Origin of the sequence: Thiomicrorhabdus sp. ZW0627 (assembly GCF_029767005.1) — a bacterium.
Classification (GTDB): domain Bacteria; phylum Pseudomonadota; class Gammaproteobacteria; order Thiomicrospirales; family Thiomicrospiraceae; genus Thiomicrorhabdus.
In genome coordinates this window covers 348,984-363,453 of sequence record NZ_JARUQR010000001.1, presented here as the reverse complement: position 1 = coordinate 363,453, position 14,470 = coordinate 348,984, and the positions used below count along the sequence as shown (strand labels likewise).

16 protein-coding genes are annotated in these 14,470 nt (G+C 45.6%); 10 read left to right on the top strand and 6 right to left on the bottom strand.

All coding sequences use genetic code 11. The features are described 5' to 3' along the window. Positions 1–112: 112 nt before the first annotated feature. On the bottom strand, positions 113–607 hold the full coding sequence (locus tag QCB45_RS01840; protein WP_279418836.1) for a hypothetical protein: 495 nt from the start codon (positions 605–607) through the stop codon (positions 113–115). 112 nt (positions 608–719) lie between these two features. On the opposite strand from QCB45_RS01840, the gene QCB45_RS01835 reads away from it, so the two are divergent. The 5 genes from QCB45_RS01835 to QCB45_RS01815 all read left to right on the top strand — a co-directional run bounded on the left by QCB45_RS01835 (position 720) and on the right by QCB45_RS01815 (position 6,784). After that, positions 720–1,823: a DNA alkylation repair protein gene (locus QCB45_RS01835; protein WP_279418835.1), complete on the top strand. Its 1,104-nt coding sequence runs from the start codon at positions 720–722 to the stop codon at positions 1,821–1,823. 15 nt (positions 1,824–1,838) lie between these two features. Continuing rightward, positions 1,839–2,534: a TIGR01621 family pseudouridine synthase gene (locus QCB45_RS01830; protein ID WP_279418834.1), complete on the top strand. Its 696-nt coding sequence runs from the start codon at positions 1,839–1,841 to the stop codon at positions 2,532–2,534. 60 nt (positions 2,535–2,594) lie between these two features. Beyond that, a complete protein-coding gene (locus QCB45_RS01825) occupies positions 2,595–3,050 on the top strand; it encodes a YcgN family cysteine cluster protein (protein WP_279418833.1) in 456 nt (151 codons plus the stop codon). A gap of 139 nt (positions 3,051–3,189) precedes the next feature. Then, positions 3,190–3,954: an elongation factor-1 alpha gene (locus QCB45_RS01820; protein ID WP_279418832.1), complete on the top strand. Its 765-nt coding sequence runs from the start codon at positions 3,190–3,192 to the stop codon at positions 3,952–3,954. A 286-nt stretch (positions 3,955–4,240) separates the two neighbouring features. Then, a complete protein-coding gene (locus QCB45_RS01815) occupies positions 4,241–6,784 on the top strand; it encodes an EAL domain-containing protein (protein ID WP_279418831.1) in 2,544 nt (847 codons plus the stop codon). Between the two features lie 128 nt (positions 6,785–6,912). Here the strand turns inward: QCB45_RS01815 and QCB45_RS01810 are convergent, their stop codons facing one another. Beyond that, on the bottom strand, positions 6,913–7,392 hold the full coding sequence (locus QCB45_RS01810; protein ID WP_279418830.1) for a peptidylprolyl isomerase: 480 nt from the start codon (positions 7,390–7,392) through the stop codon (positions 6,913–6,915). Between the two features lie 102 nt (positions 7,393–7,494). Here QCB45_RS01810 and QCB45_RS01805 point away from each other — a divergent pair, with 102 nt between their 5' ends. Then, a complete protein-coding gene (locus QCB45_RS01805) occupies positions 7,495–7,917 on the top strand; it encodes a CopD family protein (protein WP_279418829.1) in 423 nt (140 codons plus the stop codon). Between the two features lie 3 nt (positions 7,918–7,920). Next, entirely contained in the window at positions 7,921–8,994 is a 1,074-nt protein-coding gene (locus QCB45_RS01800) for a sialidase family protein (RefSeq protein ID WP_279418828.1), read from the top strand. Positions 8,995–9,026: 32 nt separating this feature from the next. Here QCB45_RS01800 and QCB45_RS01795 read toward each other — a convergent pair whose 3' ends face one another. Continuing rightward, entirely contained in the window at positions 9,027–9,698 is a 672-nt protein-coding gene (locus tag QCB45_RS01795; protein ID WP_279418827.1) for a rhodanese-like domain-containing protein, read from the bottom strand. 176 nt (positions 9,699–9,874) lie between these two features. Further along, positions 9,875–10,429 carry a hypothetical protein gene (locus QCB45_RS01790; RefSeq protein WP_279418826.1) on the bottom strand — a complete coding sequence of 185 codons (555 nt, stop codon included), beginning with the start codon at positions 10,427–10,429 and terminating at the stop codon, positions 9,875–9,877. 225 nt (positions 10,430–10,654) lie between these two features. Between QCB45_RS01790 and QCB45_RS01785 the strand changes: the two genes are divergently transcribed. From QCB45_RS01785 to QCB45_RS01775, 3 genes are read left to right on the top strand one after another with little or no spacing between them, the layout of a single operon-like run. Then, positions 10,655–11,083 (top strand): ATP-dependent zinc protease, encoded by a 429-nt coding sequence (locus tag QCB45_RS01785; RefSeq protein WP_279418825.1) that lies wholly within the window; start codon positions 10,655–10,657, stop codon positions 11,081–11,083. Next, a complete protein-coding gene (gene rimK, locus QCB45_RS01780; RefSeq protein WP_279418824.1) occupies positions 11,083–11,994 on the top strand; it encodes a 30S ribosomal protein S6--L-glutamate ligase in 912 nt (303 codons plus the stop codon). Before QCB45_RS01785 ends, rimK begins: the two co-directional genes overlap by 1 nt. After that, positions 11,994–13,061, top strand: a complete 1,068-nt coding sequence (locus QCB45_RS01775) for a succinylglutamate desuccinylase/aspartoacylase family protein (RefSeq protein ID WP_279418823.1) — start codon at positions 11,994–11,996, stop codon at positions 13,059–13,061. The genes rimK and QCB45_RS01775 overlap by 1 nt, the downstream gene beginning before the upstream one ends. A gap of 71 nt (positions 13,062–13,132) precedes the next feature. Here the strand turns inward: QCB45_RS01775 and QCB45_RS01770 are convergent, their stop codons facing one another. Next, positions 13,133–13,873, bottom strand: a complete 741-nt coding sequence (locus tag QCB45_RS01770) for a glucosaminidase domain-containing protein (protein ID WP_279418822.1) — start codon at positions 13,871–13,873, stop codon at positions 13,133–13,135. 134 nt (positions 13,874–14,007) lie between these two features. Continuing rightward, positions 14,008–14,409, bottom strand: coding sequence for a hypothetical protein (locus QCB45_RS01765; RefSeq protein WP_279418821.1), 402 nt, complete (start codon positions 14,407–14,409; stop codon positions 14,008–14,010). Positions 14,410–14,470: the final 61 nt, after the last annotated feature.

The window sequence follows — 14,470 nt, the reverse complement described above, 5'->3', positions numbered from 1 at the left end:
CGATGAAACCGTCTTTTAAAAAGCGATTTTTCAGTTTAAGTATGAGGATTATTCCCCTAAAAAACAACAGATGTGTTGCTTTTCGGGGAATTAAGAATGAAGGCTAGGATGTTCAGTGACGAATAACCGGGTCGAATAGGGATTGTTGTCCTAGCAGGAGATCGACTTCTTGGCGTTCTAGAAGATCCAAAGTATCGTCGATTCTGCCTTCTGATTTAAACATTAGATCGCAAGGCAGTTCGAACTTGGTTTGTTCGATTGTTTGCTGATTTAGGTTATCGATGAAATGTTTTAACGAATCCAGTACCTGATGATTTAGTTCACGGCTGCTCTGTTCCAGAATGATATTCTGTAACTGGTTAACCCAGTTCATCTGAGTAAGTCGTACGCGTTCCAGATGCTGTTTTATATCTCCTGATCTAAGTGCGTCCGGGTAGGCCTGAGTCAGTGTTTTGATGTCTTCAATGATCATTTCAGCGATCAGGATTGTTTGTTCCGATTCGTTGTCAAACTGTTCATCGATGAAATCCAGACAGGTTTGCACCTTTTGCTGTGTGGTGAGTTGTGCCATCATATGCTCCTTATGAATCTTAATTCCATGCGTCATAAAATTGACGTTTTTAATCGTATTTAACTGATTTCTATAGGGTTATATCAATTGCCGTGCCAACTTTAACCTGTATGCACTTGTGGGGTTAACTAATTGAAAGTAAAGCGTTATGTCGAATTTGTTAAAGTCGGTTTTTAACCGGGAAAATGTAGAAAAATTGGCAGGCCTGCTCAGTCTTGAATTACCTGAATTTCGTGAAGACGTCTTTATTGAAGCAATTTTTGATGAGGAGTGGGAGACGCGGGAGCTGAAGCAACGGGTTCGTCATGTGAGCCATGCCTTGCAGTCAACTACGGGGCTGTCTTATTGTGAGTCCTTAATTGTTTTACGAAAGGTATCGGTGCATTTTTCCGGTATTTTCCACTTTGTTTTCGCCGATTATGTCGGCTGTTTCGGTTTGGAAGATTATGACGTTTCCATGGAGGCTTTGGCTTTTTTTACATCAGGAAGCACATCGGAATATGGAATCAGAGAGTACCTGAACCGTGAGCCTGAACGAACGCTGCAATGGATGCTTCGCTGGACGGAAAGCGAAAACGAACATGTTCGAAGGCTGGCTAGTGAGGGCGCGCGTCCACGATTACCCTGGGCCACAAAGTTATCTTGGATCGAACGTGATCCTGATCGGGTTTTGCCTATCATTGAAGCATTAAAAGCCGACCAAAGCGCTTATGTCAGGAAAAGCGTTGCCAATTTGTTGAACGACCTGACTAAAACACGAGCGGACTGGGTGCTTGATTTGTTTGACCGTTGGAGCGACATGCCTTCCGATCAGCACGCACAAAGGACACAATGGATCATCAAGCACGCGCTTAGAACCTTGCTCAAGCAGGCAAACCAGAGGGCTTTGGCTTTGATCGGATATGAGCCGCCCGATTTTGACCTGGTTTGTAATTGGAACACAGACCATTCAGTTCGAATCGGAGAACGGTTCGGTTTTGGTTTCAGTTTAAATAGCTCGGCTGGAAGACTTGGACGTTTGCGGCTAGAATACGCGCTCACTTTCAAAAGAAAGCAGCAGGGAGCCTACCGTAAAGTATTCAAAATCGCTGAGGGCGATTATGAAGAAGTGAGCAGGCATTTCAGTAAGCAGCATGATTTTAAGCCGATCAGTACGCGGCGTTATTATGCCGGAACCCATTTCATTGAACTGGTCGTGAACGGGGTTGTTCTAGCGGCGAGCGAATTTGAATTGCTTGAAGCGCAAGAATAAACCAATAGGAAAAACGTGAGCACAAACAGTCACATACCGGTGTTGTTTCAAAACCAGGATTTTGTCGTCATCGACAAGCCTGAGGGGCTGAATGTGCATTCTGAAGATTCAGCAGGCCTGGTTGTTTTACTGAAACAGCAACTTGCCGTTGAAGAGCTTTATCCGGTTCATCGCTTGGATAAGATGACTTCGGGACTGATGCTGTTCGCACTGAATAAATCGACGGCACAAACATTTCAACGCTTGTTTGAAGCCCATGAAGTCCAGAAATATTATCTTGCAATCTCCGATCAAAAACCTAAGAAGAAGCAGGGAACGATTAAAGGGGATATGCTGCCGGCTCGTAGAGGAAGTTGGAAACTCGCCAAGTCGAATGACAATCCGGCAATCACTCGTTTTGTCAGCGTTTCGGTTCAGCCGGGTGAACGGCTTTTCCTGTTGAAGCCGGTGACCGGACGGACACACCAGATTCGCGTGGCCCTGAAGAGTATTTCTGCGCCGATCTGTGGCGATGAACGTTATGCCAGTGCAGAGGTCGCTAAACACGAAGATCGAGGTTATCTACACGCTTATGCGGTCGAGTTCGAACTGTTCAGCGAGCATTACCGATTCGTCTGTAAGCCGGAACATGGCCGGCGTTTTCTAAGTCCTCAGTGTCGACATAAGATAGAGGAATGGTGGGCACCTTGGGATGTGTTTAGTAAGGCGTGAATTCCAATAAATCCATTAAAATCATTTTGTTATATGTTTATTTAAAAAGAATTTTTAATTATGTCAAAGTCTGAATCCGATAAAAACCAGCCTTTCTGGGAAACTAAAACCCTGGATGAAATGAGTCAAGAAGAGTGGGAATCTCTTTGCGACGGTTGTGGTTTATGTTGTTTGAATAAGCTGCAGGATGAAGACACGGAAGAGATTGTTTATACACGCGTTGTTTGCCGCTATTCGAACCTGGAAACCGGTCAATGTTCCGATTACGCCAACCGCTCCGTCAATGTTCCAACCTGTGTACAGCTGACTAAAGAAAGGGTCGCGGAATTCGACTGGTTGCCGGACAGTTGTGCTTACCGTTTGATCTATCGAGGTCAACCATTGCCTGAATGGCATCCTTTGGTTTCCGGCAAGTCAGACTCTATGAAAAAAGCCGGATACGGCATCACGGCTATCCCGGTCGTCATCGACAACGGGAATTTGGATTATGAAGATTATTTGATTGAAAAGCCCTAAAAACTGCGGCTGAACGATTAAAGAGCTTCGACAGATCTTCTGTTGAAATAAAATCCTAAAAAACTGGCGGTATTTATTTCCATCCAGCCGGCGGTTTTCTATACTATGGCTAAATACTTAGTCAATGGAGAACCATGCCATGAAAGAAGGCTCCTGGATCAATCTTCCCAGTCTTTCCCTGTCTGTAAAATCCTTGTTCACCGGTTATATCCTCGTCACTGGAATTGGACTGATGATGGCAGGCGTACAGATAATGTTGACCCATGGTATGGCGGACGGTAAATTCGGTCTTTCGGTGGATGATATCGTCTATAGTTATTATGGAAACCGTCAGGGTTCCAAGCTTGAAAGCAAGCTGCATGGGTCCATGAAAGACAAGGCGACTCCGCAAGAGAACCTGACATTGATCAAATGGGCCCGGAATGGTTCGCCGGAAGCCGAATGGCAACCCGTCATCAAACCGATCGTAGAGGCAAAATGCGCGGTTTGTCATGCTCATATTTCGACTTTGCCGAATATAACCAAATTCGAAACGATGAAAGAGGTTGCGAAGATTGATCATGGTGCTGAAATCAGTGCATTGACACGGGTGTCACACATTCATCTGTTTGGTATCGCTTTCATTTTTTTCTTTATCGGTTTTATCTTTTCGATGGCGGTGGGAATAAAGCGTTGGATCAAAGCCGTTATCATTTTCATTCCGTTTGCATTTCTAATCATAGATGTCGCTTCCTGGTGGTTGACCAAAATCAATCCAAGCTTCGCTTACCTGGTCATCATCGGTGGGTTTGGATATAGCTTGGCTTCGGCTTTCATGTTGTTCACTTCTCTGTATCAGATGTGGATTATGCCTTGGAAAGGGCAAACGTCGGATGAGAATACCTGGCAGCAACAAGGTAAGTAATCCTTCCGTTGTGTGTTATTCGTAATTTATGGGTAATAAAAACCCATATATATACTTGGGTTTTAGCATTATACGGTATAGAATGCACGTGGTTTTCATGGTGATGGAATGAGATTACAGTTCTCATTCATTGTGGATGATTGGTTTATCAAGACTATTTTTCAAAATCCAGTTTAAATAAAATCTAAAGACAGCCGATACATAGAGTGAATCGGTTGAACGCTTTAGGCGGTTCAAGGAAGAGCCGTATGCTTCAATTTAATGTATGGCTTAAATGGAGATGATTTTGCAGGACGCATTAGAGGATTTTTCTAACTTGTCGGTTGTTGTCTTTTCTTTGGATGACAGCAATATTGTGTACGCGAACCCCCGAGCTTCTGAACTACTAGGGTATTCCGACCGCGAACTGTTTGACACACCAATCAAGCACATCGTTTCAAAATCGTTCTGGGATGGATATCTTTCCGATCTACCATCCGAAAATTCCAACAATATCGAAACCTCGCACGTTGTCCAATCCGAATGGCGAACAAAGGATGGCCGAGATTTAATCATGGAATCCAATGTCAATCTGCATAGGTGGCAGGATCAGCAAGTCGGCGTCTGCATTTCAACCAAGACGAACCTTGAAAAGGTCAGTGATTCCAAACTTCGCTTCATCAATGAACTCTACAACCTTCTTAATGGTATCAATAAGTTAATTGTCCATGTTTCTTCACGCGAAGAGCTGTGTTTCCAGTTGGCTCAGACAATCGTAGAAAATTCGACAATCGATTTTGTTTGGACAGGCCTGGTCAATAGGGAAGAGTCCAGAATTGACATCAAGCACAAGGCGGGCTGCTGTCAGGAATACATTGATACTCTCGATATCTCCCTGTTGCCTGATTCTGAGCTGTCTAAAGGGCCACCGGCCCAAGCCGTTCTGCAAAATCGGGTTTTTGTTAACGACGACACCAATAGAAATCGTTTTATGGCGCCTTGGGAAGCCAAAATGACGGAATGCGGGTTTCGCTGTTCGGTTGCTTTGCCTTTGCGTCAGGGTGACCGGGTTGTTGGTGTGGTGACATTTTATTCGAAAAAATGGCGCTTCGACAGTCCGGAAGAAAAAGAACTTTTGGACAGCATGGTTGTCGACTTGAACTATGTTTTGAACCGTTTCAACGAACAGAGTCAAAGTGAGTTGTTCTTTGAAAGCGCTAAACGCAGTCCTAACTGGATGATGGTGTGTGATCAGTCGGGTACAATCGAATTCGTCAACGACAGTGTTTGTCAGATCACCGGCTATTCCCGTCAAGAATTGTTGGGAATGAAACCATCGATATTCAAATCCGGTAAGCACGTTGAGTCGTTTTATAAAGATTTCTGGGATACGATCCTTGCCGGCGAGACATTCAATGGCGTGTTCACCAACAAAAAGAAAAATAATGAAATTTTCATTCTCGATGCCACCATCGTACCGGTAAAGCATTGCGACGGTTATAAATACGTTTATGTCGGTAAAGACATGAGCCGCGAAATCGAACTGACACAAGAACTCAGCTTCGTCACTTATTACGATCCGATCACAAAGTTACACAACCGAACCTTCTTTACAAAAGAGCTTGAGAATATCATCGCCAATGCCCATCAGCAAAAAACCTCTATGGCGTTGATGGTTGTCGATATCAAGAATTTTGCGATGATCAATGACACCTACGGTTTTGAGACCGGTAATGATATCCTTACTCAAGTTGCATCGCGACTTTCGCTGAAGGTTTGCGAGAATGATATTGTTGCACGATTCGGCAGTGATGAGTTTGCCATTGCTTTGCAGGGGTTAGAGTCTGATGAAGAGATCTATGCGATGGTCAACAAACTGTTTGACTGTTTGGTCCAACCGATCAAGCTGTCCAACCAGAAGGGTTCGATCCAGCTTAATTGTGATTGCGGCGTCGTAACCTATCCGGATGGGTCCAAGACGGTGAATGATTTGATTCATAATGTCGATTTGGCTTTGGTCAATGCCAAGAAATCGAGCAGTCAGAGCATTCAATACTATGAACCGGACATGAACATTCGTGCGAAGGTGTTTTTACAGACTTATCATGCTTTGCAACAGGCTGTCGCCGACCAAGACTTTGAGTTGCACTATCAGCCGTATTTCGAAAGTCGTACTGATATCATGGCAGGAATCGAATCCTTGATTCGTTGGAGAAGGAACGGCGAATTGATTTACCCGGGAGACTTCATCGAAGAACTGGAGAATTCCGGTTTGATCTTAATGGTTGAAGACTATATCTTGGAGCATGTTTTCCAGAAAGCCGTTAGTTGGAGAAAGTATTTCGAGGATGGTCAACGTATCGCTATTAACCTGTCCGCAGTTAACTTCGAACATCAGAACTTGCTCGAGCGTATCCAGGTCATCATGGAGAGGACTGGAGTGGATCCACATTGGATTACTCTTGAGATTGTCGAAAGGGCTCTGATTGAAGACACACAATATGCCAAAACCGTTTTCAAGCAATTGCGTGAACTAGGCTTCAAGATCGCCATTGATGATTTCGGAACCGGTTATTCTTCTTTCGGTTATTTGCTTGAGTTGCCTGCGGATTATCTGAAAATCGACATGTCGATCATTCGCAAGATCAAAACAGATGACAAGGCGCTTGCTGTGGTGGAAAGTATTATCACGATGGCGCATAACCTTGAGATGCAGACGATTGCGGAAGGTGTTGAAGACAATGAGACCTTTAGACTGCTTAAGCTGATTGGCTGCAACATCATTCAAGGGTTCTTTAAGGCACGTCCGATGGATGCGGAAGCATTGGAACAGTTCATTCAGGGAAGATAAGTTTCGTCTTGGGTGTGAGAGGAACCGTAGTCGGTTAGTTTGAGGCTTCTGTTTAAGCAGAATTGAATAATTTGCCGTAGTGATTTAAACGGGCGATGTAAGAACCGCCCGTATAGAAGTGAGGTCGATTAGTGGTGGTGTCCGCCTTCACCGTGAGCGTGGCCATGTTCCAACTCTTCTTCCGTTGCATCACGAAGACCTGTTACTTCGATATCGAACGTCAAAGGCATGCCCGCAAGAGGGTGGTTTCCGTCTACAGTGACCTGGTCACCATCAACCGCAGTGATTTCAACAGAATGCATGCCCTGTTCAGACTGTGCCTGAAAACGCATACCGACTTCCAATGTTTCAACGCCTTGGAACATGCTGCTTGGAACTGTCTGAACCAATGCATCCACACGCTCGCCGTAGGCGTCTGCAGCCGGAATGGTTGCTGTGAATTTGTCCCCAACCGATTTCCCTTCCAACTCTTTTTCCAGACCTGGGATCAAGTTGCCGTGACCGTGGAGGTAGGCAAGAGGGTTACCGTTGGAAGCATCTAAAGTTTCGCCAGCTTCGTTGGTTAAGGTGTATTCGATTAAGGCGACTTTATCGTTTTGGATAGACATGATTAATTCCTAAGTTTTGAGAGTTTTAATTCATTACAAAAACGTTATGATACAGATACCGCGCACAAACTTCTAACTTTTGACAACTTTCGAGGAAAATCTATGCTTTGGTTAAAAACGTTCCATATTCTTTTCATGATGTCCTGGATGGCAGGTATTTTTTACCTACCGAGAATTTTCGTACATTTCGTGGAAGGGAAAGAAGCCGGCCAGGACGTAACACGTTTGGCGATCATGGCGAAAAAGCTCTACGGTTTCATGACCATCATGATGATGTTGGCGATCGGTACCGGAATCTGGTTGTGGCTGGCGTATTTTCCGCTTGCCGAGGGCATGGGATGGTTGCACGCCAAGATTGTCTTCGTGATCTTGATGTTGGTTTACCATATGTGGACCAAAGCACGCATGAAAGAGATGCAGGAAGGACACTTGGATCATAGCGGCATCTACTATCGCTGGGCGAACGAGATTCCACTCGTGCTGGTAACGATTATCCTGATTTTGGTTGTCGTCAAGCCGTTCTAATTCATGTGTATGATCAAACACGACCAAATTAGACTGGACTTCAAGTTGGCGCCGGTTACTGAAGAGCCGGTTTTCCTGCACGAAAAAGTAACGCCGTCCAATCATGGTCTTGCCGGGCCCTTTGTACGAAACCGGCAGGGTGAATTGGTCGGGTTCGATTCCAATCAAATTCATATTTCTCAGGACGAAGGAAAAACCTGGCAGGCCTGGCCACTTTTTGGTTCGGAGGATTTTTCGATTGACGATTCCCGTTCAATGATTTGTCTTGAATCCGGTGTCATTGTGTTGTCTTTTGTTAATACCGGGCGTAGGTATTTTAATTGGCATCGCAAGACCAATAAGCCGACTAAGAACTCATGGTTGTACCATTGGATTACGCGCAGTCTCGATGGAGGTAGAACCTGGGAAGAGCCGATTCGGATTCAGGCCGGTTATGCGGCGGCCACCACTTCGATTATTCAGCTTGAAGGCGGAGAAGTGGTTGTATCGGCACAGAATCTCGATTACGAAAACGGGCGTCACTACGCCTTGAGTTTTAGTTCTGAAGACGATGGAAAAACCTGGCAGGCCAGTAATCGACTTGATATTGGCGGACAAGGGCATCATGGCGGCTGCTATGAAGGGACTTTGATTGAATTGAAGGACGAACGCCTCTGGTATTGCATCCGCACCAACCGGGATTGGTTCTGGCACGCTTATTCGAATGACAAAGGACTAAGTTGGACGAGTGTTGAACCGGGATTGCCGGCTTCGAGTTCTCCCGGCATGCTGACCCGTCTGGCTTCGGGGCGATTGATGCTCTCCTATAATCAGCTCTATAAAGAAAATGAAACGACGGCCGTTCGCCGGGCGGGATTGTGTTCTGAAGTGGCGGCTTCTTGGCAACGTGAAGAACTCTCTGTAAGGTTCTCGGACGACGACGGTGACAGTTGGTCGAATCCGGTAGTCATCGCTTCTTGTCAGGGTGCATGGCTGGCCTATCCGATGGTATTTGAAGTAACACCCGGTGAGATCTGGCTGACCACCATGCAAAGCGAACTTAAAATCCGTTTTCTTGAACGTGACCTTGTTGGCTGAACAAGTGCTTACGAATTTTAAAATAGAGATCGTCAAGGTTTAACTGTCGTCAACCCCAATCCATTCCAGGCTTGCATGCCCCCTCTATACCAAAACAGTTTATGTGCGGGGTAACCCATATTAACGAGTGCAATAAGATTTGTCGGCGATTGTCCGCACCACGGGCCGTTACAGAACAGAACCAACTGTTTTGCTTTGGTGAAGTTCCAGATGCCGTCCTCGTTTTGCGCTCCGAAACGGTCGGTTAAAATTTCTTCCACCACTAAGGGTTCGTAACTGGAAGATTCCCGGTAAAGCTGTGTCCATGGAATGTTGATGGCGCTCGGTATCGTGCCTTTCGCGACCCAGTCCGGCGTCCGTGAATCAATGATCAGCAGGTTCTTATCACCTGTGGCTTTCTGTTTCAGAAACTGTATCATTTCCAGCTCTCCGATGGTGGTTACGCCCGGCAGTAGATTCATTGGCTGGACACAGAACGGCGGGCAAGAACGAGAGGTGAGAGCGTAGTCATCAATGATTTTATGCGTGGTATCCTGATTACGCATAATGGTAACCGGTTGGCCGTTATGCATGACCGTGAAACTTCCTATTTCGGGTGTGATGTTGACCTTGAGTTTAGTTTGCTCGGCGTGAGCCGGAAAAATGATAGCAAACGTAGCGATAAGCTGTACGACCAGTACTCGTAAGATGGTTTGAAAAGCCATGACTCCCCCTTATCCGATAGACTGGGTTGTAGATTCATTTTTTATTCTACAGTAGTCTTTGGTTGTGTAAAAATAACTAAATTCAATGGGTTATGGTTTATTTTTATGAGCGCTTCTATTGAGTCTGAAACGGGGTGTGTTGGAAATCATTATGGATAGCAGCTATTGCTGAGGTGTTATTTGGGTAGCTTAACTTCGATTTCGATGGATTGCACTTCCGTCTCATCCTCGCCTTTTTTGATGCCGCTTTTGATGGTCACGTCGTCTTTTTGAACGCCGAGCATCAGGTTCACATTGTCATCCTTGTCCTTACCTTCATAGCCGTAAAGCAGCTTGTCCTTTTTGCCGGTTCCTTTAAGTGGCAAGGTATCCTTTTCGCCTGTGGCAGCACCTTCGGAACTTGATGGCGGTTTTACCGGTCCTTCTATGGAAGAAGAGGGTGAAATACTGGAAGGTGTGTTATTCAACTCCAAGTTTAATGGCTTGAGTTGTTTGTCCGCCGTTTGCGATGTTGCCGGCTTTATTGTGGATTGCGTTTTAGGCGCCTCATTCTTTAGTTCATTCGATACTGGGTTTGAGGATTGCAACGGTTGTTGTGAAGAGGGTGCCTTTAAGGGGGCGGTCTGGTTATTTACGATACGCGGAGCTTTTATGCTCATGTAAAACCATGCACCGATTAGGCAAAGCAAAATGAACAGGCCTGTCCAGATAAGTAAAAGCCGCTTAGACATAGAATTTAAGCCTTATGGTGAGAATGAAAAACCGTAAATGAATTATTTTATGATTCACTGTGAATATTTTAGTGCCTTTGAGTGATAAATGCCTTAAACTTCCGCCGCTTTTATCTAGCCGTCATGAATGCGCACTGGATTATGATTTCGAGTAGTTTGATGTCTTATCTTTCATGGGGGATTCTGCTAGTATAATTCGTAAAGGGTCTTTCATAGGATGACTGCATGTCTGAAATGGTTGGTTGGCGAGAATGGGTTTCTTTGCCGGAATTGGGAATCCAACGCTTGAAGTGTAAAGTCGATACCGGAGCTAAAAATTCGGCGTTGCATGCGTTTGGACTCGAACCTTTTGATAAAGATGGCATGCAGTGGATCCGATTTTCAATCCACACCGATGAACAGGATCTGAGCCAAATTCAAATCTGTGAAGCCAAAGTCAATGATATCCGTGCCGTAACCGACTCCAGCGGCAATGTTAGCGAACGTTATTTCATACGTACGCGAATCCAAATCGGTGAGCACCGTTTAAAAATTTCGGTTTCCCTCACCAGCAGGGATACCATGACTTATAAAATGCTGTTGGGCAGGACGGCATTAAGAAAAGCGGGGTTGCTTGTTAATCCAACTAAATCGTTTATGCAAGGAAGTGAATAATGAAGATTGCCATCCTTTCCAGAGGGCCGGAACTGTACTCCACCAAACGACTTGTCGAAGCGGCGGAATCCCGTGGGCACGAAGTACAGATTATCGATGTGTTGCGTTGCTATATGAACATCAATTCGGTGAATCCTGAAATTCATTATAAAGGAAAAATTCTGGAAGGATTTGATGCGGTCATTCCTCGTATCGGTGCTTCGGTAACCTTTTACGGTACAGCTGTATTGAGACAGTTTGAGATGATGAACGTGTATCCGCTTAACGAGTCGGTTGCTATTACCCGTTCCCGTGACAAGCTGCGTAGTCTTCAATTGCTTTCGCGTCGGGGAGTTGGCTTGCCTGTCACCGGATTCGCGCATTCGCCTGATGATGTCGATGATCTTTTGAAAACGGTCGGCGGTGCACCGGTCGTCATAAAATTGCTGGAAGGGACGCAAGGTGTCGGTGTGGTTTTGGCGGAAACGCATTCTGCTGCAACCAGTGTTATCCAGGCTTTCAACGGCCTTAAGGCAAACATTCTCGTACAAGAATTCATCAAGGAAGCCGGCGGAGCGGACATCCGCTGTTTCGTGGTTGGCGGCAAGGTGATCGCCGCAATGAAACGCCAGGGTAAGGAAGGGGAGTTTCGTTCCAATTTACATCAGGGCGGTTCAGCTAATCTGGTTAAAATCACGGCGGCCGAGCGCGCTACTGCGGTTAATGCCGCGAAGATCATGGGACTTAACGTTTGCGGTGTCGACCTGTTGCGTTCCAATCACGGGCCGGTTGTCATGGAAGTGAACTCTTCGCCGGGGCTTGAAGGAATTGAAGGATCGAGCGGTAAGGACATTGCCGGAATGATCATCGAATTTTTGGAAAAAAATTCACATAAAAAACACAATCGTACCCGTACAAAAGGAACCGGCTAATGCCTAGGCGTAACCAGCCCATTACGATTGGAGGGGTGACGGTTGCCCCCGGTGAGCGCAAAACAATTGATTTGGAAATCGGTAAACTTTATACGCACAGTGAATTGATTATGCCGGTTCAAGTTTGGTGTGGCCGTCAGGCCGGACCGGTCGTGTTCATCAGTGCCGCGATTCATGGTGACGAACTGAATGGTGTTGAGATCATCCGCAGGTTGCTCAAGGTCAAGTCTCTGCAGCGCTTAAAAGGTACTTTAATCACCGTTCCGATCGTCAATCTGCACGGCTTTATCAACCATACCCGTTATCTGCCTGACCGTAGAGATTTGAACCGTAGTTTTCCGGGTTCGAAAACCGGTTCCATCGCCGGACGTTTAGGGTATATCTTTATGAATGAGATCGTTAAGAAATCCACGCACGGGATCGATCTGCATACGGGGGCGATCAATCGCAGCAATTTGCCTCAAATCCGAGCGAATCTTGACGATGATGAGACCCGTGAGATGGCAATGGCATTTGGTGCTCCGCTTATGTTGAACTCGAATCTCAGGGATGGATCTTTACGTGCCGCCGCCGTCAAAAAAGGAATTCCTATTCTGTTGTACGAGGCAGGGGAAGCCTTGCGATTCGATGAGGTTTCGATTAGGGCCGGAGTGAAAGGAATCATCAATGTCATGCGGCATCTTGAAATGTTACCGAAGTCGAGAAAGAAAAAAGACCGTAAGATCCAACCAGTGTTGGCTCGGTCCAGTTTCTGGGTGCGTGCACCACACAGCGGAATTTTTCGCTCATTGGTAAGTGATGGTAGCCGTGTACATGGGAACAAGACGTTGATCGGTGTCGTTTCCGATCCGTTTGGTGAAACGGAGGTAGAGGTTTATTCACCGAGCAGCGGCATTGTCATCGGGCAGATGAAGATGCCGCTGGTAAACGAGGGTGAGGCATTGTTCCATATCGCCAAATTCGCACGCAGTGACATTGCAGAAGGCAAGGTTGAGGAATTCCATGAGGAACTGCTGGACGAAACGATACTGCCGTATCCGACCGACGACATCCCTTCTTTGCAGTGAATAATTGTTGAACTAAGGATTTGAACAGGCCTGTTCAAATCCGTCTTTACGAGCTTTCCGCCGAATTTGAGTTAACCGTCCAACGGAGCCAGTTGATTGGTACGGATCATCGACGAAATGATTTCCACATATCTCGCTTTTAAAGCCGAATAAGATTCCAATCCTTGTGCCAAGAGGATTCCATTCACGGAATTGTTGGCCTTACGTGCCTGCTGTCGTAGGTCACGCAGAGTTTTGAATGCGGGACGGTTGTTCAGCATCAGCATATAACTCTGCACCGATTCCAGAGGGGAAGCGAATTTTTTCACTTCATGATATTGTCCCTCTGGTCTTCTCAACGGAACCAAACCACAGCCTTTCTTAAAACACCATTGGCCAAAGTAGTTATTGGCCTGAATGGCAAAACGAGAGGTTCCCCACGATGATTCGTTTGCGGCTTGAGCCAGCGCCATAGAATTTGGAATGATGTCGATTCGCTTTAATAATGTTTCTTGTGTTTGCTGAGTGAGATATTGAGGTTCTATACGATATTTCTGCATTAACAGCCTGACTTCTTTACGTTGCTTCTTATTCAGGCGATTGAAGTTCAGAGACTGAATAAACGCTCTTTCTTTCAGTATAGCCTCATTGGCTTGCTGGATATAAGGGGTGAGATATTCAAAAAAGAGCTGTTTCTTCAGCTTTACATCCTTGATGTTAGCGAAGTCGGGCGTGGCGATTGAAGCCGATATTTTTGTCGAACTTTCCGCAAGACATATAAAAGGAAAGAACAGAAACGGGATTAAGGTTCTAAGTGTCCAAGTTTGTAGCATCTATCACTGCCGTTGTTTTTTCAAAGCCGTGAATTATACCTATAGTTCCGGCGATTTATAGAATTTACTTTAAAAAGCAACGGTAATGCGTGAAAAAAGTCTAGAAAACGTATTGAAACTCTTGAGCGAAACGTTCAGTTCCCTCTGGTTTTGGCAAGGGACTGTTTACCGTGAAGGCGGTGCATCAAGAATGTCAAAGGTAACCCTAAACCGAACAGAACATGGATGATGCTACTGTATTGTGAGTAAAGTTCGTCTCCAACATAGTAGATGCCAAGACTGGTTGCTAAAAGCACTGTCCAGTAAATTGAGAATACGAGGCCGCTGGCTTGATTCTCTTTCCGGCGCCAGTGTGACCGCATATGTAAAGACCATAATGCACCGATGATCCAAACCATTATCCATCCCGAAATGGCGTGAAGGGTGGTGGTTATACTTCGAATGTCGCCACTGCTCAAGCCCGAATCCATGATCCAGTCATAATCCCATTGCATCCGAAACATCAGGAAGGAAGGGATTAGCAGAAGTCCTGTCACGAAAAGTGTCGTTGTAACGCTCATTAAAAGGGGCATGAATATTTTCGGGTATCCGTTCATT

Coding starts and splice junctions, on each gene's coding strand:
- QCB45_RS01840 (WP_279418836.1), bottom strand. CDS start 607: ATGACGCATGGAATTAAGATTCATAAGGAGCATATGATGGCACAACTC.
- QCB45_RS01835 (WP_279418835.1), top strand. CDS start 720: ATGTCGAATTTGTTAAAGTCGGTTTTTAACCGGGAAAATGTAGAAAAA.
- QCB45_RS01825 (WP_279418833.1), top strand. CDS start 2,595: ATGTCAAAGTCTGAATCCGATAAAAACCAGCCTTTCTGGGAAACTAAA.
- QCB45_RS01820 (WP_279418832.1), top strand. CDS start 3,190: ATGAAAGAAGGCTCCTGGATCAATCTTCCCAGTCTTTCCCTGTCTGTA.
- QCB45_RS01810 (WP_279418830.1), bottom strand. CDS start 7,392: ATGTCTATCCAAAACGATAAAGTCGCCTTAATCGAATACACCTTAACC.
- QCB45_RS01805 (WP_279418829.1), top strand. CDS start 7,495: ATGCTTTGGTTAAAAACGTTCCATATTCTTTTCATGATGTCCTGGATG.
- QCB45_RS01800 (WP_279418828.1), top strand. CDS start 7,921: ATGTGTATGATCAAACACGACCAAATTAGACTGGACTTCAAGTTGGCG.
- QCB45_RS01795 (WP_279418827.1), bottom strand. CDS start 9,698: ATGGCTTTTCAAACCATCTTACGAGTACTGGTCGTACAGCTTATCGCT.
- QCB45_RS01790 (WP_279418826.1), bottom strand. CDS start 10,429: ATGTCTAAGCGGCTTTTACTTATCTGGACAGGCCTGTTCATTTTGCTT.
- QCB45_RS01785 (WP_279418825.1), top strand. CDS start 10,655: ATGTCTGAAATGGTTGGTTGGCGAGAATGGGTTTCTTTGCCGGAATTG.
- rimK (WP_279418824.1), top strand. CDS start 11,083: ATGAAGATTGCCATCCTTTCCAGAGGGCCGGAACTGTACTCCACCAAA.
- QCB45_RS01775 (WP_279418823.1), top strand. CDS start 11,994: ATGCCTAGGCGTAACCAGCCCATTACGATTGGAGGGGTGACGGTTGCC.
- QCB45_RS01770 (WP_279418822.1), bottom strand. CDS start 13,873: ATGCTACAAACTTGGACACTTAGAACCTTAATCCCGTTTCTGTTCTTT.